We start from the raw sequence: 21,793 nt of genomic DNA, 5'->3' as shown, positions 1-21,793 counted from the left end.
TGTCAACATGGCAGCTATGGTCGCGGCCCACTTTCCGTTGTTGTCCTTCGACACCACCGATCCGGCGTTCGTCGCCGACCCGTGGGCACGCTACCGCGAGATCCGAGGCCTCGGCGGAGTCGTCTTCAACGAACGGATCAACCGCTGGATGGTCAGCGACTTCGACCTGAACAAGCAGATCCTGAGTGCGCCTGAGATTTTCGGATCCGAGCGCGGCCAGATGGAGCACGCAGCGGTGTTCGGCGGCCCTACGATGGAGTTCTACGACGGCCCCCACCACGACCGGATCCGATCCATCTGGTCCGGCGACTTCCGGCCACGGACGCTGGCCCGGCTGCGCCCGGTGATCACCGAAATCGTGCGGGCCCGGCTGGATCCGGTGACCGCCCGGTTGCGTGATGGCGAGACCGTCGAGGTGGTCTCCGAGCTCACCCGCGGCATCCCCACCGAGGTGATCGCGCACATGCTCGGGGTGGAACCGGCAATGGTGGCCCAGTTCACCGCGTGGAGCGATGCCATGGGGGCCTCCGCCGAGGGTTATAGCATGCCCAACGAGCACGGCGCGGAACTGATCGCGGCCGGGAAACACGCTACCGCACAACTGAACTCCTACATCCGCGACGAGCTGCCGCGCCGAAGCTGCCCCGTGGCCGACGAGTGGGATCTGATCGGGACGATGGTCGCCCACGAATACGCCTGTGAGCACATGACCGAGCAGGAGATCGTGGCCAGCAACACCCAGTTGGTGTTCGCCGGCAACGAGACCACCGCCAAGCTGTTGGCCCAGATCGTCGCGACCCTGGCCGCCCACCCTGATCAACGCCGGATCCTTCAGTCCGATCGCGGCTTGGCACTCGACGCGGTGGAAGAAGTCCACCGTCACGAAACGGTGTCGCACTCCATCTTTCGTGACGCGATGGGCGAGTCCGCGACCGTCGGCGACATCCGGATCGGCGATGGCGAGCGGATCACCTTGCTGCTGGGTGCGGCCAACCGCGATCCGCAGCGGTGGGAGGACCCCGACACGTTCGACATCACCCGTCGCAAGCTATCGCACCTGGGTTTCGCCTTCGGCCTGCACAGCTGCCTCGGCATGAACCTGGCCCGGCTGGAGGCCCAGATCTTCCTCGAGGAACTCATCGAGACCGTCGGCGACTGGCAGTTGGCCGGCCCGCTGGACTACGGCACCAACTACACCGTGCGCGGCCCGCGCCAAGTGCTGGTGGCGGCTGCCTGACTCCTGTCCAAAGGCCAGTTATGACACGGCTTCTCCAGAGATCGTGTGACACAACTGGCCACTCGGCACCTATCCCTGCAGCCGCAGAGCCCCGGCCGGGCACTGAGCGACGGCCAGCTGGATCCGTTCCCGGTCGGTTTCCGGCTGATCGTCACCGTGAATGCGCACCATGCCCTCGTCGGAGACCTCGAACACGTCCTCGGCGATGGATTCGCAGATGCCGTGCCCGGTGCACTTGCCCAGATCGACCTCTACCCGCATGTTCACCCCGGCTACTGGAGGTGTGCGGGCACGCGCTTGATGCCGTGCACAAAGCTGCTGTAGAGCAGTTCGGGTTCGCCGAACTCGACGGACTTCAGCCGGGTCAGCAGCTCGCGGAACAGGTGCCGCAGTTCGGTTTTGGCCAACTGATTGCCCAGGCAGAAGTGTGGACCACCGCCGCCGAACCCGACCTGCGGGTTGGGCGAACGGCTCACGTCGAACCGCTGCGGGTCGGTGAACACCGACTCGTCGCGGTTGGCCGAGCAGTAGAACAGCCCCACCTTGTCGCCGGCACTGATGCGCTGTCCGGCCAGCTCGACGTCCTCGGTGGCGTGCCGGGCGAACTGGATCACCGGGGTGGCCCACCGCACGAACTCCTCGGTGGCCAAACCGATTCGGTTGTCGAAATCCTCCAACAGCCAGTCTTTTTGGTCGGGGTGCGCGGCCAGCGCCATCATCGCGTGGGTGGTGGTCTGCTTGGTGGTGTCGTTACCGGCCGAGGCCAGCAGGATCAGGAACGCCCCGATCTCCTCGTCGCTGAGCCGGTGCCCGTCGACCTCGGCGTTGACGATGCTGGTCATCAGATCGTCACCGGGATTGGCCCGGCGGAACTTCGCCAGTTCGATGCCGGTGTTCGAGATCAGCATGATCTCGTTGATGGTGGCCATGGCCCGCTCTTCGAGCGACGAGTATTCGTCGTCGCTCATGCTGAACAGCTTCTCGGCGGCCTTGGCCAGTGCGGGCTGATCGGCGGTGGGCACACCGAGCATGTCCGAGATCGTCCGCATCGGCAGTTGCGCCGAACACGCCTCGACGAAGTCGACATCGCCGGCCCCGATCAGATCGTCGACGATCGAGACCGCATTGGCCTGGATCTGCTCCTCGATGCGGCGCACATTGCGCGGGGTGAACGCCGAGCTGATCAGCCGCCGGTAGGTGGTGTGCTCCGGCGGATCCATCATCAGGAAGAACGTGGCGAACTTCTGCACGTCGGCCGGCATCGGATCGAGCGCCACACCCTTGGTCGAGGTGAACAGCTCCGGGTGCTGGCTCACGAACTGAACGTCGGCGCGGCGGGTGATCGCCCAAAAACCCGGTTCTTCGACGTCGAAGAGGCTCGAGAGCGGCTGATGCCAGCTCAGGCCTTCCCCGGCGCGCAACTGCGCGAACGTTTCGTCGCGTTTAGCGAACGGCTGGCTCCAGAAGTCGTGCGATGTGATGTCGAATGGGCTGTATTCGCGTGCCTGCGGCGAGCTGGCAACTGTCACGGTATGTCCTCCTGCACGGGCGTCCGACGGCTGTGTCGCGCCACGAAATAGCGTGACAGTCCGGCGATAGTTTGTAAAGCTGTGGGCATGGCGGACGAAACGTGTCTCGACGACGACAGCAGCACCCGCGGCCGAATTCTGGCCGCCACCGCCGAAGTTCTCGGTACCAACGGGATGACCAAGCTCAGCCTGTCGGAGGTCGCTGCACAGGCCGGGGTGTCGCGGCCCACCCTGTATCGCTGGTTCGCCTCCAAACAGGAACTCCTCGATGCGTTCGTGGTGTGGGAGCGCAAGGTTTACGAGCAGTCCGTGGCCCAGGCCGCCGCCGACCTGCCCGAGCGCGAACACCTGGACGCGGCGCTGCGTACCGTCGTCGAATACCAACAGTCCTATCCCGGGCTGCGCATGGTCGATATCGAGCCCGAACACGTCATCAGGCGGCTGGCCCAGGTCATCCCGCTGATGCGCGAACGCCTGCAGCGGTTGACCACCGGAACCGACGCAGACCTGGCCGCGGCCACCGCGGTACGGGTGGCGGTCAGCCATTACTTGGTGCGCAGCGATGACGCCGACGATTTCCTGGCCCAGCTGCGCCACGCCGCCAGAGCCAAAAACCCGCAGTGAACTGCGCATTCCGCACCCCGCGCTACGCTGGGGCCGGTGACTGACGCTGCTGATCTCATCGCCGGGCTGGACCTTTCCGCACAGGCCGCCCTCGGCAGCGGAGCGAGCTTCTGGACCACAAAGCCGATCGGTGCACTGCCGCCGGTGGTGCTGACCGACGGACCGCACGGGGTGCGCAGGCAATCCGGCAGCGCCACAGATCATCTGGGGCTGTCCGCCAGCGAGCCGGCCACCTGCTTTCCTCCCGCCGTCGGCCTGAGCCAGACCTGGGATCCCGAACTCATCGAGCGCATCGGCCGGGCGCTCGGTGACGAGTGCCGTGCACTCGGCGTCCATGTGCTGCTGGGTCCGGGGGTCAACATCAAACGTGACCCGCGCTGTGGGCGCAATTTCGAGTACTACTCGGAGGATCCGTACCTGTCCGGGACACTCGGGGCGGCATGGGTACGCGGGGTGCAGAGTCGGGGCGTGGCGGCCTCGGTCAAGCATTTCGCGGCCAACAACGCCGAACACGACCGGATGCGGGCCAGCTCGGACGTCGACGTGCGCACGTTACGGGAGATCTATCTGCGGACATTCGAGATCGTGGTGCGCCAGGCTCGGCCATGGACCGTGATGTGTTCCTACAACCGGATCAACGGGGTCTACGCGGCGGAGAACCGCTGGCTGCTCACCACGGTGCTGCGCGACGAGTGGGGCTTCGACGGCGTGGTGGTCAGCGACTGGGGCGCGGTGGCCGATCGGGTCGCGGCGGTGGCCGCCGGCCTGGATCTGGAGATGCCCACGACCGGCGGTGTCTCCGACGCCGAGGTGGTGCGTGCGGTGCGGGCCGGGCGCCTGGGTGCGGACGCCGTCGCCCGCGCTGCCCGACGGGTCGTCCACCTGACGCAGCAGGTCATCGAAACACCCTCGCAACCGACAGGATTCGATGCCGCTGCCCATCACGCACTGGCGCGGGAGGCGGCCGGTGAGGCCATCGTGCTGTTGAAGAATGACCGCGACGTGCTGCCGCTGGCGCCATGCCCGCTGGTGGTCATCGGCGAATTCGCGCGCGAGCCGAGGTATCAGGGTGGCGGCAGCTCCCATGTGAACCCGACCCGGCTCGACATTCCACTCGAGGAGATCCGCCGGTTCACCGGCGAACATCCGGTCGACTACTGCCCAGGTAACGATGTCGGCGCGGCGGTGACCGCTGCCGAATCTGCCGATGCGGCAATCGTATTCCTCGGGCTGACACCCGAGGAGGAATCCGAGGGCTACGACCGCGAGCACATCGACCTGCCGTCTGCCCAGCTCGATCTGCTGCGCGCCGTCGTCGAGGTCCAACCCAACACCGTGGTGGTGCTGTCCCACGGCGGCGTGGTGCGTCTGGACACCGTCGGCGCCTTGGCGCCGGCGATCCTCGACGGGGCGCTGCTGGGCCAGGCCGGTGGCGGCGCGCTGGCCGACGTGCTGTTCGGCGTGGTCAACCCGTCGGGCCGGTTGGCCGAGACGGTGCCGCTGCGGTTGCAGGATTGCCCGGCCTATCTGAACTTCCCGTCCGAGTCGGGTCATACCGTCTACGGCGAGCGGATGTTCGTCGGCTACCGCTGGTACGACGCGCGGGACCTGCCGGTGGCGTTCCCCTTCGGCCACGGCCTGTCCTACACCCGGTTCGAGTACTCCGATCTTGAGCTCACTCCGACGGATGCGGGCCTGTCGGTCAGACTGACCGTGGCCAACACCGGCCGCCGGGAGGGCCGGGAGGTGGTGCAGGTGTATGCCGGCCTGCCCCGGTCCGGCGTGGCCAGGCCACCGCGCTGGCTGGGCGGGTTCGCCTCCGTCACCGTCGCTCCCGGTGAGCGACGTGGCGTCGAGATCCCCGTCAGCCGAGCCGACCTCGCGTACTGGGACACCGATGCCGGACGCCGGCGGCTCGAGCCCGGGGAGTACGAGATGTCCGTCGGCGCGTCGAGCCGTGACCTTCGGTTGACCGCGACGGTGCGGTTGGACGGTGACGCAGCGAGTCGGCCCTTCACCCGCGAATCGACCCTGGGTGAGCTTCTCGCTGATCCTGTTGCGGCACAGACGATCCTGACGGTCCTGGGTGCCGCCTCCCCGTTCGGCACCGACGAGTCCGCCCTCGGCGGCAACCTGCTGCGGTTGTTGGAATCGGTACCGATCGGGCGGATGGCCGGATTTTCGGCAGGCAAGGTCACCCGCGAACAGCTCGACGCGCTGCTCGCAGCCATCAACGCTCAGCGGTCCTGACCGCCGCGCAGTTCGGCCAGGACCTCGTCGGTGTGGGCCCCGAGTGCCGGGGCGACCGTGCGGGGCTGCCACGGTGTGGCGGAGAAGTCGGCCGGGCTGGCCACCATCGGCACCGCCGAATCCCCGTCGGGGACATCGACAATGCCGCCGGCCGCGTGGAACTGCTCATCGGCGATGACGTCGTCGAGGCTGTTGATCGGCGACCAGAAGAAGTCGGATTCGGCGTCGAACCGCGCGGCCCAGTGATCCATCGGATGGGCGGCAAAAATCGCGTCGAGTTCGGCGATCAACTCGCGCGAGTTGACATACCGGTCACGCGCCGTGGCGAAACGCGGATCGGTCGACCACTCCTCGCGGCCGACGACCCGGCACAGCACGGGCCAGTGCCGGTCCGCTTGCAGCCCGACCACCCAGAAGCGTTTTCCGTCGCCGGCCGCGTAGTTGTTCATGCACGGGTTGGCCATCGACTCCCGCTGCCCGATGGCGATCTGCTGCCCGCTCATCAGCACGGTGTTCAGGTCGAAGCTCACTGTGTAGGCGCCCTGACGGTACAGCGACGTGGTGACCAATTGCCCGGTCCCCGTGCGGTTCCGGGCCAGCAGTGCAGCGCAGACCGCCGCCGCCAGCGTCGTCCCGGCGGAGTGATCGCCCATGCCGCCACGCTGGAACGGGGGCGTGTCGCCGGGGCGGGTGAGCAGATCGGCCAGCCCCGCGCGGGCCCAGAACGCCGCGACGTCGAAGGCCGCGCGATCCGCCTCGGGGCCGGTCAGGCCGTATCCGGTGATCAGGCCATAGACCAGGCGCGGGTTGCGCGCCGCGACGGTCTCGAAATCCAGCCGCAGCCGCCGCAGCGCCGCCGGCCGCACATTCGTCAGGAAAACATCTGCGCTGGAGAGCAGTTCGAGCGCGGTGTGACGTCCGTCGTCGGTACCGAGGTCGAGCACCACGCTGCGTTTGGACCGGTTGTCCATCTCGAACGGCGGGTTGGCCGCCACCCCCAACTCCGGATCCAGCCCGAGCATCCGGCCGAACATCCTCGCCGGATCACCCGAGGGCGGTTCGATCTTGATGACGTCGGCACCCCAGTCGGCGAGCAGCGCCCCGGCCGCAGGCGCGGCCACCCACACCCCGAGTTCAACGACCCGGAAACCCTCCATCGGACCCGCCATCGCCACCCTTCCGACATTACTTTACAAACGACGCTTAATTTGTAAACTTGACCAATGCTCACACCGGCCCGCCATTTGGTCCCCGCCGCTGGACTGGTCGCACACCTCGGCCACGGCGTGCAACGTATCGCAACCGACACGGCCATCGGGCGGCTGCGCGCACTCCCCCGCAGTGTCGCCGAGTTGGACACGGGCTACCTCTCGAAGCTCACCGGCTACCGGATCGAATCGGTATCCGTGCTCGGAGGCGACGCCGGCACGTCGTCGCGCGCCCGGCTGGCACTGACCGGTCACCCCGACGACGAGGTACCCGAGTCGGTGTTCGTCAAGATGCCCGCCGCGACCGCGGCCACCCGGATGGTGGGCGAACTGGGCCGGCTGGGGCACACCGAGGTGCGCTTCTACCAGCAGCTGGCCCACGGCCTGCCCGGAGTACCGCGCGCCCACGGCGCCGCCTTCGATCCGCTGACCGGCCGGTACGTGCTGGTACTGGAAGACCTGTCGCTGAGCCCCTGCGAATTCCTCGACACCCTGCATCCATTGGACAAGGACCGTGCCGCCCAGACCGTCGAGCTGCTCGCCCGGGTGCACGCGGCGTTCTGGGGGCGGCTGCCGGCGCGCAGCGGCACCGGGGCACTGGGCTGGCTCTACTCGGCTTCGGGCGATCACACTTCGCTGATGACCGGCGGGTTGCTCAAACTGTCGACGAAACGGCTGGCCGAGAGCACCGACATCCCGGTGGCCGACGGCCGGTTCATCGACGAGAACTATCGTGCGGCGGCCCAGCTGCTCGACCGGCCACCGCACACGGTGATGCACGGCGACGCCCACCCGGGCAACCTGTTCTTCCGCAATGGCGAGGCCGGGCTGCTCGACTGGCAGGCCGTGCGCCGCGGCCATCCGGGCCGCGAACTGGCCTACACCCTGGTCACCAGCATGACCACGACGGACCGCCAGGCCGCCGAACGTGACCTGCTCGACGTGTATCGGGCGGCACTGGCCGCCGCGGGTGGCCCTGAGCTGGATCGCGACGAGTTGTGGGAGCGCTATCGGCTGGGTGCCACCTACGCCTACGCGGCGCCGGTGATCACCGCCGGGCTCGGCGGCATGCAGGATGAGGGGATCGCCATCGAGGGGGCCAGACGCGGCGTGGCCGCCCTGGCCGACCTGGAGACTGTGGCAATACTCAAGAAGTTGCTCTGATGGTCCTACCATTTGGTGAACCACGATCAACCAAGGGCTGGACGTGAATGAACCTGCACCCGCGCAGCGGGACGTATCAACCGAGGACACCTCGACGCGCCACCGGATCCTGGCGGCCACCGCAGAGGTGCTGGCCCGCAGCGGGCAGACGAAGCTGAGTCTTTCCGAAGTCGCGCTGCAGGCCGGCGTGTCCCGACCCACGCTGTACCGCTGGTTCGCCGACAAGCAGGAGTTGCTGGCCGGATTCGGCACCTATGAGCGTGAGATGTTCGACCAGGGCATCAGCAGCGCCACCGTCGGCCTGCGCGGCAACGAGAAGCTCGACGCCGCACTGCGCTTCATCGTGCAGTACCAGCAGTCCTACTCCGGCGTCCGACTGGTCGACATCGAGCCCGAGGTGGTCATCGCGCAGCTGGCCAATGTCATCCCGCTGATGCGCGCACGGCTGCTCAAGCTCCTGTCGGGGGCGAACGCGCCGGTCAAAGCCGCTACCGCGATCCGGGTGGCGGTCTCGCACTACATCGTGCGAAGCGATGACGGTGACCAGTTCCTGGCCCAGCTGCGTCACGCCGTCGGCATCAAACTGCCCGACGCAAACTGATCTGTCTGCTCGTTTGCCGCTACGCACCTCCGCTCCGTCACGCTGGAGTGATCCTCGGCGCCGGCGGCCACCCTGGCGTGACACTCTACGATCGCAGAGACTTTGCCAGCCGTCGATCCTCATGTCAATGGGGTGACACGACCCACAAATTTTGTAAAGCTGTCTCCTATGACACAGGTGCAGAGCGACACGGGCGTGCTCGCCGGCGACGAGCGGATGCTGATCGACGGGGAGCTCCAATACACCGGCAGCGGTGCGAAATTCGACGTGATCCACCCCGCCAGCGAGCAGGTGGCCGGCCAGGCGACCGATGGCACGGTGGCCGACATGGAGCGCGCGGTCGGCGCGGCACGACGCGCGTTCGACGAGACCGACTGGAGCCGCGATGTCGATTTCCGCCACCACTGCCTGACGCAGCTGCACAACGCGCTGGAGGCCGAGAAGGAACGGCTGCGGCGGGTGTTGATCACCGAGGTGGGCTGTCCCGTGACGGTCACCGGCAGCCAGATCGAGGACCCGATCGGCGAGGTCAAGCACTGGGCCGAGCACGGCAAGAACTTCGAGTACGTCGTGGACAACGGCGTGCACCAGACCCAGCTCGGGCCGGCGCACCGCAAGATCGCCTATGAGCCCATCGGGGTGGTCGGCGCGATCACCCCGTGGAACGTGCCGTTCTACCTCAACATCGCCGAGACCGTCCCGGCCCTGATGGCCGGTAACACCGTGGTGCTCAAGCCCGCCCAGCTGACACCGTGGTCGGGCACCGAGTTGGGCCGCATCGTCGCCGAGCACACCGACATCCCGGCCGGTGTGTTCAACGTCGTCGTCTCGAATGCCAACGAAGTCGGCGCCGCCCTGTCGGCCGATCCGCGCGTCGACATGATCACCTTCACCGGCTCCACCGCCACCGGCCGCGCCATCCTGGCCGCCGGTGCACCCACGGTGAAGAAGACGCTGCTGGAACTCGGCGGCAAGTCCGCCCACATCGTGCTCGACGATGCCGACTTCAACTCCGCACTGCCGATCGCGGCGATGATGGCGTGCGTCATGAGCGGGCAGTCCTGCATCCTGCCCAGCCGGATCCTGCTCCCCCGCAGCCGCTACGACGAGGGCATCGAGTTGCTCAAGGGCGCGATGGAGAACTTCCCGGTCGGCGACCCGTGGACGCCGGGCATCATGCAGGGCCCGCAGATCAGCGCCACCCAGCGCGAGAAGGTGCTCGGGCTCATCAAATCCGGCATCGACTCGGGAGCCCGATTGGTCACCGGCGGTGGTGTTCCCGAGAACCTGCCCACTGGTTACTACACCCAACCCACGCTGCTCGCCGACGTCGACCCCGACTCGCAGGTCGCCCAGGAGGAGATCTTCGGGCCGGTGCTCACCGTCACGCCCTATGACACCGACGACGAGGCGGTCGCCATCGCCAACAACTCCATTTACGGTCTGTCCGGGGAAGTTTCGTCGGCCGACGTGGACCGGGCGTTCGCCGTTGCGCGACGGATGCGCACGGGCAACGTCACGATCAACAGCCGTAGCCACTTCGGCATCAACAGCCCGTTCGGCGGGTCCAAGCAGAGCGGGCTGGGCCGACGCAACGGCGAGGAAGGCTTCAAGGAGTACTTCGAGTCGAAGACCATCGGCATGCCTGAGTGAGCGGGCGAGCCATGGACCTGAGCGAGCACGCCGCAATATCGGCGCTGCTGTACCGCTACGCCCGCGCCGTCGATTCCAAGGACTGGGAGCTGTACCGGTCGGTGTTCACCGACGACGCGGTCATCGACTACTCCTCGGCCGGCGCGGTGGTGGGTAAGCGTGACGATGTCGTCGACTGGTTCGCCGCAAACTTCGGCGTGATCCCGTGGAGCATGCACTACATCACCAACATCGAGATCCTCGCGGGCGACCGAGATGTCGCGACGGTGCGGGCGATGTTCTACAACCCCATGCAGCTTCCGGGCATGACGGAGATGAGCGCCTGCGGCGGGTACTACCACCACGATTTGGTGCGCACGCCCGACGGCTGGCGCAGCCGCAGCCTGCGCGAGGAGAACCTCTGGTTTACCAACGCCCCGGAGTAGGTCGTCGACCGTGCGCACGAATCGCGATTTCCGCGTGTGCACGCGCGGCCATTCAGCGGCAGATCCACCACATTATGAGCGGCAGATCCACCACTAGATTAGCGGCAGATCCACCATTGCCTAGGTCGCATAGGGGCGTGACATGCGCACTCCACTCGGCAAGCCGATCCCCAGACATGCTCAGTCATTGGTATCCGCCGCACTCGGAGACACCCGGGTGGTCCTGGTCAACGGGGCGCGACAATGCGGTAAGAGCACCTTGGTTCGGCTCGCAGCCAGGAATCGTGATGCCGAATGGCGCGATCTGGACTCCGCGACAAGTCGCCAATCTGCGCTGGCTGACCCTGATGGCTTCGTCGACGTCGAACAATTGATGGTGATCGATGAGATCCAACGTGTCCCCGACCTGCTCCTGGCCATAAAAGCGCAGGTCGACCAAGACCCCAGACCCGGGCGCTACCTGCTCACAGGATCGGCGCGGGTCCTCGGATTGCGTTCCCTCCCGGACACATTGGTGGGCCGCATGGAGACCATCGAGTTGTGGCCGTTCTCTCAAGGCGAGATTTCGGACATGCCGGACAGGTTCATCGATGCCGCATTCAGCCTCGGGGATTCAATGCGCCACGCAAGCACCGTCACCCGCGCAGACTACGCGCAGCGCGTCGTGCGCGGAGGCTTCCCGGAAGCCGTTGCGCGATCAGACGAACGCCGGCGGCGTAACTTTTTCAGCTCTTATGTCGGCGATCTGATTGCACGAGATATCCAGCAGCTCACCGAGATCGAGCGAACACCTGAAATGCATGCGCTGGTGCGGATGCTCGCTGGTCGGTCGGGCCAACTCCTGTCCATCACCAATCTCGGCAATGAACTGGGGATCGGCGCGTCCACCGTAAAGCGATATTTTGCACTCTTGGAAGAGGTCTTCCTGATCAAGCGGATTCCGGCGTGGTCACGGAACATCAGTTCCCGAGCCACCAGTACGCCGAAGGTCGCCTTCGTCGATTCCGGTATCGCGGCACACCAGATCGGCGCGGACGCACGGAACCTTCTTCGCCCGACGGGCCAATTCGGACCGCTCCTGGAGAACTTCGCAGTGATGGAACTCGCCCGGCAACGTAGTTGGTCGGACGAAGATGTCGAGCTCTTTCACTACCGGACCCGCGATCAGGTCGAAGTCGACGCCGTATTGGAAAACCGCCGCGGAGAAGTTGTCGGCATTGGGGTCAAAGCCGCATCCACTGTTGGATCCAACGACTTCCGCGGCCTACACCACTTGGCAGAGCGCACCGGCGACGACTTCCGTGTCGGGATCGTGCTCTATACCGGGCAGCAGACACTGCCGTTCGGCCCAAAGATGCTGGCGGTACCGGTTTCGGCCCTGTGGGAGCTTGGCTGACCATCACCTGCCCGAGCGAGCACTTTCGGCGCAAAGCCCTCAGCCCTCAGCGGCCAGCTGGCCACAGGCCGCCGCGATCTCCCGCCCCCGAGTATCACGCACCGTGCACGAAACACCCTTGGCCTGAACACGTTTGACGAATTCCCGCTCGGCCGGCTTGGGGCTGGCGTCCCATTTGCTGCCCGGCGTGGGGTTGAGCGGGATCAGGTTGACGTGCACCAGCGGCCCCAGCTTGGCGTGCAGCTTCTTTCCCAAAAGATCTGCCCGCCAAGGCTGGTCGTTGACGTCGCGGATCAGGGCGTACTCGACCGACACCCGCCGGCCGGTGACATCGGCGTAGTACCGCGCGGCATCAAGGACTTCGTCGACCTTCCAGCGGTTGTTCACCGGCACCAGGGTGTCGCGCAGTTCGTCGTCGGGCGTGTGCAGCGACAAGGCCAGCGTGACACCCAGCTTTTCGTCGGCGAGTTTGCGGATGGCCGGAGCCAGGCCCACCGTCGACACTGTCACCGCGCGGGCGCTGATCCCGAAACCGTTCGGCGGCGGGGCGATGATCCGCTTCACGGCCGCAACCACCCGGTTGTAATTGGCCAGCGGCTCACCCATCCCCATGAACACGATGTTCGACAGTCTTCCGCCGGCGGAGCCGGCAATCCCATCGGGGCCATGTTCTGATCGCATGGCCGAGGACGCCGCCCGGACCTGTTCGAGTATCTCGGCGGTGGACAGGTTGCGCTGCAGACCGCCCTGCCCGGTGGCGCAGAACGGGCAGGCCATGCCGCACCCGGCTTGTGACGAGATGCACACGGTGTTGCGCTGCGGGTAGCGCATCAGCACCGACTCGAAGGTGGTGCCATCGCCGGCTCGCCAGAGGGTCTTGCGGGTCTCCCCGGCGTCGCACTGGATCTGCTTCAGCGGCTCGATCAACGTCGGGAACAGCGCCTCGGCCACCGAAGCGCGCACCGAGGCGGGCAGATCGGTCATCTGCTGCGGGTCGGCGATCAGCCGGCCGTAGTACTGGTTGGCCAGCTGCTTGGCCCGGAACTTCGGCAGCCCGAGGTCGGCGACCGCCTCAGCGCGCCCGGCTTCGTCGAGGTCGGCGAGATGCCGCGGCGGCATGCCGCGGCGCGGGGCTTCGAAAACCAAGGGAAGGGAGGTGGCCATGATCGCGACCAGTATCTCACCGGCACCGGCAAAGCCACGAATTCACGCCAGCAGGGTCAGCACGATCCAGCCCACGACCGCCGACGGCAGCATTGCGTCGATCCGGTCCATGATCCCGCCGTGACCGGGTAGCAGGGTACCCATGTCCTTGATCCCGAGGTCGCGTTTGACCTGGGATTCGACCAGGTCACCGAGCACCCCGGTGATGACCAGCAGCAGGCCGAGCGGTATGCCCACCCAGGCCGGCTTGTCCAACAGGAACGCCACGGACAGCACCGCGGCCGCGGTGCCGAACAGCAGCGAGCCGCCCAGCCCTTCCCAGGACTTCTTTGGACTGATCGCCGGTGCCAGCAGGTGTTTGCCGAACAGTACGCCTGCCACATAGCCACCGATGTCGGCGAAGACGACCGTGACGATGACGGTGAACACGCGGGCACCGCCGTGGTCGGCGAAGATCATCAGCGCGGTGAACGCCGCGAACATCGGCACCCAGGTGGCGAGCAGCACCGTGGCGGCGATGTCGCGCAGGTAGTTGACCGGTTGCTGGTTCAGGCCCTGGCCCACCAGCCGCCACACCATGCAGACGACGATCGTCGCACCGTAGGCACCCAGGAGCCCAACGGCGCCGAACGGCCAGGTCAGCCAGATCATCGCCTGACCACCCAGCAGCAGTGGGACGGTCGGCAGCGCGTAGCCGCGCTCGCGCATCCGCCGGATCACCTCGTGGGTGGCGATGGCGATGGCCACTGCGAGCAACGGCAGCCACCAGATTGGCGCGAACAAGAGGGTGCCGATCGCCATGGCGCCGAGGATGACGCCGACGGCGATGGCCGCTGGAAGGTTACGGCCGGCCCTGGACTGCTTCTTCTGCGGTTCTTCGACCGGTGAATCTGTCACGAAAGGTACTTGCTGATCGGTCACTAGACCTCCAGCAGTTCGCCTTCCTTGTGCTTGACGAGCTCGTCGATCTGGCTGGTGTAGGTGTGGGTGGTCTTGTCGAGGTCTTTTTCGGCCCGCCCGACCTCGTCCTCGCCGGCTTCGCCGTCCTTCTTGATCCGGCTGAGTTCTTCCATCGCCTTGCGGCGGATGTTGCGCACCGAGACTTTGGCGTCCTCACCCTTGGATTTGGCCTGCTTGACCAGGTCGCGACGACGCTCCTCGGTGAGCTGCGGGATGGAGATGCGGATGATGTTGCCGTCGTTGGTCGGGTTGACCCCCAGGTCGGAGTTGCGGATCGCGTCCTCGATCGGCCTGAGCTGAGCGGCCTCGTAGGGCTTGATCACGACAAGCCGCGCCTCGGGCACGTTGATGCTCGCCATCTGCGTGATCGGCGTCATCGCCCCGTAGTAGTCGATGTTGATGCGGGAGAACATGCCCGGATTGGCCCGGCCGGTCCGAATGCTGGCCAGGTCGTCACGGGCCACACTCACGGCCTTTTCCATCTTCTCTTCGGCGTCGAAGAGAGTTTCGTCGATCACGTCGGCTTCTCCATCGATGTTCAGGTGGTGGTGACCAGTGTTCCGATCTTCTCACCTGCCACCGCGCGGGCGATATTGCCTTCGGTGAGCAGGTTGAAGACCAGCATCGGCATCCGGTTGTCCATGCACAAACTGAAGGCTGTGGCATCGGCGACCCGCAGGCCGCGATCGATGACGTCGCGATGGCTGACCTCGGTGAGCAGCTCGGCGGCCGGGTCCTCACGCGGGTCGGCGGTGTAGACCCCGTCGACGGCCTTGGCCATCAGCACCACGTCGGCCCCGATCTCCAGCGCCCGCTGTGCGGCCGTGGTGTCGGTGGAGAAGTACGGCAGCCCCATGCCGGCGCCGAAGATGACGACGCGGCCCTTCTCGAGGTGGCGTACCGCCCGCAGTGGGATGTACGGCTCGGCGACCTGTCCCATGGTGATGGCGGTCTGCACCCGGGTGTCGATGCCTTCCTTCTGCAGGAAGTCTTGCAGTGCAAGGCTGTTCATCACGGTGCCGAGCATGCCCATGTAATCGCTGCGGGTGCGTTCCATACCGCGCTGCTGCAACTGGGCGCCGCGGAAGAAGTTGCCGCCACCGATGACGACCGCGACCTGTACGCCGCTACGCACCACCTCGGCGATCTGGCGGGCCACCTGGTGCACCACGTCCGGGTCCAGGCCGACCTGGCCACCGCCGAACATCTCACCACCGAGCTTCAGCAGAACCCTCGTATAGAAGGGACGTATACGTGCTGCGCCCTCGCCGGCGACATTCGGATCCGCCATCGGTCTCCTCGGCACTCCTCGCATGTAGAGAGCCATCCGGGTTCACCAGGACGGCCTCTCCATCCTGCCCTATGACGGACGGCAAACGTTGCCGGGGGGAGTTCACGCAGACCGAGTGTCGCCGGCGGGTTCCGGCGCGCGCCGGGCTATCCCAGGTGGGCCTGCAGTAACCAGGCAGCCACCGACTTGCGGTCGCCACCCTCGTCGCGGATGTCCATCCCGGCGAAATCTGCAAAATTCGCGAATTCCGGTGGCACGTTGGCGTGAATCCGGGCCGGTCGGATGTCGTCGATCACCCAGTATTTGCCGACGACGTCGCGCAGCTCGTCCTCGCTGACCGGGTTGGCCGGCCCGCTGTCGCCCATCGTCGCCTTGTCGAAGACCAATACGAAGTAAGAGGCGCCGGGTGCGGCGGCCCGCACGATGGACTGCTGATAGCCGTCGCGCAGTTCGACCGGCATGGAGTGGAACAGCGTGCTGTCCACGATGGTGCCGAAGCGGCCGTCGTAGCCGGTGAAGGCGCTGATGTCGGCGACCTCGAAGGTGGCGTTGGAGAGCCCCCGCCGGGCGGCCTCGGCCCGGGCCAGCTCGATGGCGGTGGCCGATTGGTCCAGCCCGACCGTGGTGAATCCCTGTTCGGCCAGATAGAGCGCGGTGGCCGCCTCACCGCAGCCGGCATCGAGCACGTCACCGTGGAACTTGCCCTCGGCGATCAGTGCGGCGATCTCGGGTTGCGGTTCGCCGATGCTCCACGGCGGTTTGACCCCGGCAAACTCAGCGGCCTCACCGCGGTAGGCCGATTCGAACATGGCATCTGACATCTCAGGGGGTGTGGTCATAGGTCCGGTATATCAATCTCGTTGATATGTGTCAATATGCTTGACATGAACTCCGATACGGGGGGCGTCCTCGAGGAACAACCTCTGGGATATCTGATGTACCGCGTGGTGGCGGTGCTCCAACCCAAGGTCGCCACCCAACTGCAGCCGCTCGGGCTCACGTTGCCCGAATTCGTCTGCCTGCGGGTGCTGTCCATGGCCCCCGGCCAGACCAACGCCGAACTCGCCCGCTACACCAACGTCTCGCCGCAGGCGATGAACAACGTGGTGCGTGGACTCCAGGACCGCGGTGCCGTACACCGGCCGGCCAGCGTCGATTCGGGCCGCGCACTGCCGGCCGAGCTGACCACCGAGGGCACTGAGTTGCTCAAACGCGCCGAAGCGGCCGTTCTCGCCGCCGACGACGACGTGCTGCACCGCCTCGATCCCGAACAACGCCGCGAACTCAAGCGGTTGCTGGCCCACGCGGTGAGCTGAACGCCGCGGGGTCCCCTCCCTCGCTCCGGATGCCGCGCCGAACGAGGCCCAGATCGGTAATGTCGCAGGCCCATGAAGATCGTTCTGGCCCCGGACTCGTTCAAGGAGTCGATGACCGCGTCGCAAGCGGTGGCGGCGATGCGCGAGGGCGTCTCGGCAACCCGGGGCGACGCCGAGTGCGTGGCCGTGCCGATGGCCGACGGCGGCGAGGGCACGGTGGACGCCGTCGTCGCCGCCCTCGGGGGTGACCGGGTGACGGTGCAGGTCGACGATCCACTCGGCCGCCCGGTACCTGCGACCTACGGTTACGTCGCGGATCGCCACCTGGCCGTCATCGAGATGGCCAGCGCGTCGGGCCTGGAGCTGGTGCCGCGTCCGGATCGAGATGTCCTGCGCACCAGCACATTCGGCGTCGGACAACTGATCCGCTCGGCGCTGGACCGGGGCGCGACGGAGTTGTTGATCGGGCTCGGCGGTTCGGCCACCAACGACGGCGGTGCGGGCATGCTCAGCGCCCTCGGCGTGGCCTTCCTCGACGCTGAGGGAGCCGCGCTGCCACCCGGCGGCGCCGCATTGGCCCGGCTGCAGCACGTAGACATCTCCGGGCTGGACCCCAGGTTGGCCGGCGTCCACGTGCAGATCGCCTCCGACGTCACCGCACCGCTACTCGGAACCGGTGGCGCCAGTGCGGTTTTCGGCCCACAGAAGGGGGCCGGTCCCGCCGATGTCAAACTGCTCGACAGCGCGTTGGGCCGGCTGGTGGAAATCACCGGAACCACGCTGGGCCACGCCTCCCCCGACCGCCCAGGTGCCGGCGCCGCGGGTGGGTTGGGCTTCGCCCTGATGGAATTCCTTGCCGCCGACTGCGATCCAGGGGTGGAGGTGATCGCCCGGACGGTCGGACTCGAGCAGGCCCTGACCGGGGCAGACTGGGTGTTCACCGGAGAGGGCAGCGTCGACGCCCAGACGATGCTGGGCAAGACACCGTTCGGGGTCGCGCAGGTGGCCGCCCGCACCGGCACCCGGGTGGCGATCTTCGCCGGCCGGGTGGCCCCCGACGCCGATGTGTTGCTGGACAACGGCGTCGAGAAGCTGGTGGCGATCACCGCCCCGGGCACCCCGCTGGATCAGGCACTGCGCGACGGCCCTGCCGCACTGGCCCGGGCCGCCGCCGAATTCTGCCGCACCTTCTAGCGGAGGGAATCAGAGGATGGCGGCGGCGACGATCAGGCCGAACGCCACGTAGGCGGCGATGACGACGAGCACTTCGGGGGTGAACCGTTCGGCGGCCAGCACCCGGCCCATGTCGATGCCCTTGATCGCGCCGATCAGCCGGACCGAAACCGCCTGGGCGGCAATGCCCAACAGGCCGAAGACCAGCGTGCTGATCAGGCCCTGGACCAGGTCACCCAGTGAGCTGTAGATCGCCAGCACGACGATGATCGCCATCGACACCACACCGGAGGCCGCCACCGCGGCGGCATTCGGCCGCCCGGACTGCACCAGGGCGCGCAACGGACCCGGCGTCGTCCAGTCGATGACGTAGAAACCCAGCACCATCAGCGCGATGCCGACGATGGTGTACAGCACGATCGCCGACACCCCGTGGCCGAGGACCGACCAGTACTCGGAGTCGAGCGCAACCAGAGTGGTCGTCATAAGGTATTCCTTCCGGGGTCACAGCGGGATGCGGTGGGGCACAAAGGCAGCGCCGTTGTCGGTGACGAGACCGGATGTCTCGCGAATGCCGAGTCCGGCGGATTCGTCGCCGACGATCCAGGCCCCCAGCGCGGGACGCATGTCGTCGAATTGCGGCAACGGGTCGAGCAACTGGTAGACGTAACCCTCTTCGCCGTATACGCCACCGGTCTCGGTCTCGTACCCGGCCCCGACGATGGTGATGTTGGCGCCTTCGCGGCCGAGTTTGGGTTTGCGCACGTACTCGGTGAGCTCATGCGGGTCATCGACATAGGCCGGCAACAGGTTCGGATGGCCGGGGTACATCTCCCACAGCACCGCGAGGATGGCCTTGTTGCTCAGCAGCGTCTTCCAAAGCGGCTCCACCCACATGGTCGCCGGCAGCGCCTCGACCGCTCGGCGGCCGAAATCGTCGTCGAGCATCCACTCCCACGGGTACAGCTTGAAGACCGACGACATCGGCGCCTCTTCCAGGTCGACGAACCGAGCGAGGTCCTGATCGAACCCGATGTCCTCGATCGCCAGCCCGACGGTGTGCAGACCGGCCTCGGCAGCACACTCCTGCAGGTAGGCCACGGTCACGTGATCCTCACCGCTGTGTTCGGCCCCGGACCAGGTGAAGTAGGTCTCCGCGCCCGGCAGCCGGTCGGCGATCTCGAGCCAGCGGCCAACCAGCTTCTCGTGCAACGAGTTCCACTGATCGTCGTCCGGGTAGACGTCGGTCTTCCAATGCCACTGCAGGATCGCCGCCTCCAGCAGCGTGGTGGGTGTGTCGGCGTTGTACTCCAGCAGCACCGGCGGCCGGCGACCGTCGTACCGCAGATCGAAACGTCCGTACAAGTGCGGATCGCTACGCCGCCAAGACTTTTCGATGTGTTCCCAGCTCCACTCCGGCAATCCGAAGTCGCGATAGCGACCGGTCAGCACCACGTGCTCGACGGCCTCCAGGCACATCGAGTGCAGCACCTCCACCGAGGCCTCGATCGAGAGCACCTCGTCCATGTCGAACACGTAATGCACCGATTCGTCCCAGTAGGGACGTGCGGCACCCGTGGCGTCCCGCGCCGGCGTCCCGAAACACATCCCCTGATCAGCGACGATCTGTTCCCAGCCGGCCCGCGGGGAACTGCGTTGACGACGCATTCAGCTACCCGAGCTTCCGTAGCTCGATGACGAGCCGAACCCGCCCCGGGAGATGGAGGTGCCCGATTTGGTCTTCGCGGTGGTGCCCTTGGGGATCTCCAGCGTGCCGCCGCGCGCCACCGTGCCCACCCCGCCGTTGTTGCCGCCGTAGTAGTAGCGGTACGGCGAGCCCATGTAGATGAAGGTGCCGCCAGAACTGTGGTAACCGCCCGAACAGTACGAATCGGGCACCACTTCGTTGGTGCCGTCCTTGACGCAGGTCGCCGCGACTTCTTCTTTGTGCAGCAGGTGATAGCCCAGTGCGATCACCCCGACCACGCCGATCACCGCGACCGACCCCATCAGGATCTTGCCGCCGGTGGCGGCACGCTGTTCACGCGCCTCCTGCTGCCGGCGGGCCCACTCCTCTGCGGCCTCGCGCTCCTTCTGCATCTTGTCCCGCAGCCGCGCCTCAGCCACCGTCGGCGGCCGCGGCGTGGCGGTGGCCGGATCCTGCCAACGCATCGACCCCTGGCCGTGATTCCAGTTGTCGTCTGGCCCCGACGTCATTCACACCCCCGCAACTGCTGGCACCTGCCGGCCATCATAGGAGAGCACGTTCACCGGGTATGGCGGCACCTGAGCAATACCCCGCGGGCGGCCCGCCTATTTGGCGGCTTTCCGCGTCCGTTTGCGGGGCGTGGCCAGTGCCGGATCCTGAATGCGCGGCCACGGCTTGGCCTCTTCGAGTTCGTAGGCCAGCTCCAGCAGCAGCGCCTCACGCCCCCGGGTGGCCGAGAGCATCATGCCCGCCGGCAGGCCCGTTGCCGTCTGCGCCAGCGGCAGCGAGATGGCCGGGTCGCCGGTCGCGTTCTGCAGCGGCGTGAACGCCACCCAACCCAGCAGCCGGTCGACGATCTGGTCGTAGTCCGCCATCGGGTCGAGCCGGCCGAGCTCCAAGGTGGGTTCGGCCAGGGTGGGCATCAGCACCGCGTCGTAGCTGCTCGACAACCGCTCGGTCACCCGGCGCGAGCGCGCCAGGCGGGCGATCGCCGCCGGCAACCGGTGCAGGTTGCGCGAAGCCAGTCGGTCCAGGCCGAGACTGAGGTTGTCGAGCTTGTCGCGGTCGAACGTCGGACCGAAGGAACGCCGTCCGCCACGGACCGTCGCATAGGCCAGAAATGCCCAGTACAGCAGGAAATCGTCCTTGAACCGGGGCGGGACCGGGTTGCCGATCATGGTGACCTTGTGGCCGAGTTCTTCGAGCAGCGTGGCGGTCTTGTGGGTCAGCTCGGTCATCTCCGGGCCGGCGTCGTGCACGACGGACTGCGTGCACACCGCGATCCGCAGTCGCTGCTTACCCGGCCGGCTGACGTCACCGATCGGGGGCAGCTTGGGGTTGCGGTAAACCTTCTCCATCTCCCGGTAGAGCGCGGCGGTGTCGCGCACCGACCGGGTGAGCACTCCGTCGGACACGATCCGCAGCGGCATCATCCGCAGGTGCTGGTCCTGCGGTAGCCGCCCCCGGGTCGGTTTGAGACCGACCAATCCGTTGCAGGCGGCCGGGATTCGGATGGAGCCGCCACCGTCGTTGGCGTGTGCGATGGGCACCGCGCCCGCGGCGACGAACGCACCCGAACCCGACGAGGAGGCGCCCGCGGTGTAGACCGGGTTCCAGGGGTTGCGCACCGGCCCCAGCCGCGGATGCTCGCAGGAGGCACTGAAACCGAATTCAGAGAGCCTCGATTTTCCCAGCGGGACCAGACCGGTGGCGAGGTAGGCGCGGGCGAAGTCCCCGTTGGCGGCGTCCACCTGAGGTTCCCAGGCGTCGGCGCCGCGCATGGTGGGCATGCCGGCAACCGCGACGTTGTCCTTGACGAAGGTCGGTACGCCGTCGAAGAACCCGCCGTAGGGGCTGAGCGCGGCGCCACGGGCGTGGGCCCGGTCGAAAGCTTCGAAGGCCAGTCCGTTGAGGGTGGGATTGACCGCCTCGACACGTGCGATGGCGGCCTCGATCAGATCGGCCGCCGACACCCGGCCGGCGCGCAGTTCCTCGACCAGGCCGACCGCGTCATGTTCACCCAGCGCGTCGTCGCCGAATGCACTGACACGGGTGGGGACTTTTCGCGATGCGCGCCGACTGCTGGTCACGCCC

The 21,793-nt window shown here is 66.8% G+C and carries 22 protein-coding genes; 10 read left to right on the top strand and 12 right to left on the bottom strand.

What is annotated here, in order from left to right:
- Positions 1 to 7: 7 nt before the first annotated feature.
- The gene (locus FR943_RS11760; RefSeq protein ID WP_217157142.1) at positions 8 to 1,237 is read left to right on the top strand and encodes a cytochrome P450; all 1,230 of its coding nucleotides are present in this window, start codon (positions 8 to 10) and stop codon (positions 1,235 to 1,237) included.
- Positions 1,238 to 1,306: 69 nt separating this feature from the next.
- Here FR943_RS11760 and FR943_RS11755 read toward each other — a convergent pair whose 3' ends face one another.
- Together FR943_RS11755 and FR943_RS11750 are read right to left on the bottom strand one after the other, a co-directional pair.
- Positions 1,307 to 1,498, bottom strand: coding sequence for a ferredoxin (locus FR943_RS11755; RefSeq protein WP_217157140.1), 192 nt, complete (start codon positions 1,496 to 1,498; stop codon positions 1,307 to 1,309).
- An 11-nt stretch (positions 1,499 to 1,509) separates the two neighbouring features.
- Positions 1,510 to 2,766, bottom strand: a complete 1,257-nt coding sequence (locus tag FR943_RS11750) for a cytochrome P450 (protein WP_217157138.1) — start codon at positions 2,764 to 2,766, stop codon at positions 1,510 to 1,512.
- 87 nt (positions 2,767 to 2,853) lie between these two features.
- On the opposite strand from FR943_RS11750, the gene FR943_RS11745 reads away from it, so the two are divergent.
- The gene (locus FR943_RS11745; RefSeq protein WP_217157137.1) at positions 2,854 to 3,390 is read left to right on the top strand and encodes a TetR/AcrR family transcriptional regulator; all 537 of its coding nucleotides are present in this window, start codon (positions 2,854 to 2,856) and stop codon (positions 3,388 to 3,390) included.
- A 36-nt stretch (positions 3,391 to 3,426) separates the two neighbouring features.
- Complete coding sequence (locus FR943_RS11740) at positions 3,427 to 5,640, top strand: glycoside hydrolase family 3 C-terminal domain-containing protein (protein ID WP_217157135.1); 2,214 nt, start codon at positions 3,427 to 3,429, stop codon at positions 5,638 to 5,640.
- On the opposite strand, the gene FR943_RS11735 is transcribed toward FR943_RS11740, so the two are convergent.
- Positions 5,628 to 6,809: a CaiB/BaiF CoA transferase family protein gene (locus FR943_RS11735; protein WP_217157133.1), complete on the bottom strand. Its 1,182-nt coding sequence runs from the start codon at positions 6,807 to 6,809 to the stop codon at positions 5,628 to 5,630. The genes FR943_RS11740 and FR943_RS11735 overlap by 13 nt on opposite strands.
- A 54-nt stretch (positions 6,810 to 6,863) precedes the next feature.
- On the opposite strand from FR943_RS11735, the gene FR943_RS11730 reads away from it, so the two are divergent.
- The 5 genes from FR943_RS11730 to FR943_RS11710 all read left to right on the top strand — a co-directional run bounded on the left by FR943_RS11730 (position 6,864) and on the right by FR943_RS11710 (position 12,087).
- Positions 6,864 to 8,012 carry a phosphotransferase gene (locus FR943_RS11730; protein ID WP_217157131.1) on the top strand — a complete coding sequence of 383 codons (1,149 nt, stop codon included), beginning with the start codon at positions 6,864 to 6,866 and terminating at the stop codon, positions 8,010 to 8,012.
- Between the two features lie 43 nt (positions 8,013 to 8,055).
- On the top strand, positions 8,056 to 8,613 hold the full coding sequence (locus FR943_RS11725; protein WP_217157129.1) for a TetR/AcrR family transcriptional regulator: 558 nt from the start codon (positions 8,056 to 8,058) through the stop codon (positions 8,611 to 8,613).
- Between the two features lie 168 nt (positions 8,614 to 8,781).
- A complete protein-coding gene (locus FR943_RS11720) occupies positions 8,782 to 10,266 on the top strand; it encodes an aldehyde dehydrogenase family protein (protein WP_217157127.1) in 1,485 nt (494 codons plus the stop codon).
- Positions 10,267 to 10,277: 11 nt separating this feature from the next.
- Positions 10,278 to 10,691 carry a nuclear transport factor 2 family protein gene (locus FR943_RS11715; protein ID WP_217158177.1) on the top strand — a complete coding sequence of 138 codons (414 nt, stop codon included), beginning with the start codon at positions 10,278 to 10,280 and terminating at the stop codon, positions 10,689 to 10,691.
- A gap of 142 nt (positions 10,692 to 10,833) precedes the next feature.
- Positions 10,834 to 12,087, top strand: a complete 1,254-nt coding sequence (locus tag FR943_RS11710) for an ATP-binding protein (RefSeq protein WP_217157125.1) — start codon at positions 10,834 to 10,836, stop codon at positions 12,085 to 12,087.
- A gap of 39 nt (positions 12,088 to 12,126) precedes the next feature.
- Here FR943_RS11710 and rlmN read toward each other — a convergent pair whose 3' ends face one another.
- The 5 genes from rlmN to FR943_RS11685 all read right to left on the bottom strand — a co-directional run bounded on the left by rlmN (position 12,127) and on the right by FR943_RS11685 (position 16,341).
- Complete coding sequence (gene rlmN / locus FR943_RS11705) at positions 12,127 to 13,251, bottom strand: dual-specificity RNA methyltransferase RlmN (RefSeq protein ID WP_217157123.1); 1,125 nt, start codon at positions 13,249 to 13,251, stop codon at positions 12,127 to 12,129.
- Between the two features lie 42 nt (positions 13,252 to 13,293).
- On the bottom strand, positions 13,294 to 14,172 hold the full coding sequence (locus tag FR943_RS11700; RefSeq protein ID WP_217157122.1) for a phosphatidate cytidylyltransferase: 879 nt from the start codon (positions 14,170 to 14,172) through the stop codon (positions 13,294 to 13,296).
- Positions 14,172 to 14,729 (bottom strand): ribosome recycling factor, encoded by a 558-nt coding sequence (gene frr, locus FR943_RS11695; RefSeq protein WP_217157120.1) that lies wholly within the window; start codon positions 14,727 to 14,729, stop codon positions 14,172 to 14,174. Before frr ends, FR943_RS11700 begins: the two co-directional genes overlap by 1 nt.
- Positions 14,730 to 14,749: 20 nt before the next feature.
- Positions 14,750 to 15,502: a UMP kinase gene (gene pyrH / locus FR943_RS11690; RefSeq protein ID WP_217157118.1), complete on the bottom strand. Its 753-nt coding sequence runs from the start codon at positions 15,500 to 15,502 to the stop codon at positions 14,750 to 14,752.
- 146 nt (positions 15,503 to 15,648) lie between these two features.
- Entirely contained in the window at positions 15,649 to 16,341 is a 693-nt protein-coding gene (locus tag FR943_RS11685) for a class I SAM-dependent methyltransferase (RefSeq protein ID WP_217157116.1), read from the bottom strand.
- Positions 16,342 to 16,377: 36 nt separating this feature from the next.
- On the opposite strand from FR943_RS11685, the gene FR943_RS11680 reads away from it, so the two are divergent.
- Complete coding sequence (locus tag FR943_RS11680) at positions 16,378 to 16,818, top strand: MarR family winged helix-turn-helix transcriptional regulator (protein ID WP_217157114.1); 441 nt, start codon at positions 16,378 to 16,380, stop codon at positions 16,816 to 16,818.
- Positions 16,819 to 16,890: 72 nt separating this feature from the next.
- Positions 16,891 to 18,012, top strand: a complete 1,122-nt coding sequence (locus FR943_RS11675; protein WP_217157112.1) for a glycerate kinase — start codon at positions 16,891 to 16,893, stop codon at positions 18,010 to 18,012.
- Between the two features lie 9 nt (positions 18,013 to 18,021).
- Here the strand turns inward: FR943_RS11675 and FR943_RS11670 are convergent, their stop codons facing one another.
- The 4 genes from FR943_RS11670 to FR943_RS11655 form a co-directional block, all read right to left on the bottom strand.
- Complete coding sequence (locus FR943_RS11670; RefSeq protein WP_217157110.1) at positions 18,022 to 18,477, bottom strand: DUF350 domain-containing protein; 456 nt, start codon at positions 18,475 to 18,477, stop codon at positions 18,022 to 18,024.
- Between the two features lie 18 nt (positions 18,478 to 18,495).
- Complete coding sequence (locus FR943_RS11665) at positions 18,496 to 19,659, bottom strand: glutathionylspermidine synthase family protein (protein WP_217157108.1); 1,164 nt, start codon at positions 19,657 to 19,659, stop codon at positions 18,496 to 18,498.
- On the bottom strand, positions 19,660 to 20,163 hold the full coding sequence (locus FR943_RS11660; protein WP_308170550.1) for a hypothetical protein: 504 nt from the start codon (positions 20,161 to 20,163) through the stop codon (positions 19,660 to 19,662). It abuts the gene before it with no gap.
- Between the two features lie 141 nt (positions 20,164 to 20,304).
- Positions 20,305 to 21,789 (bottom strand): amidase, encoded by a 1,485-nt coding sequence (locus FR943_RS11655; RefSeq protein ID WP_217157104.1) that lies wholly within the window; start codon positions 21,787 to 21,789, stop codon positions 20,305 to 20,307.
- Positions 21,790 to 21,793: the final 4 nt, after the last annotated feature.

Source organism: [Mycobacterium] fortunisiensis, from assembly GCF_019050325.1.
GTDB lineage: Bacteria > Actinomycetota > Actinomycetes > Mycobacteriales > Mycobacteriaceae > Mycobacterium > Mycobacterium fortunisiensis.
Note: the sequence above shows the minus strand (reverse complement) of the source record. Positions and strands in the feature narration are given on the sequence as shown.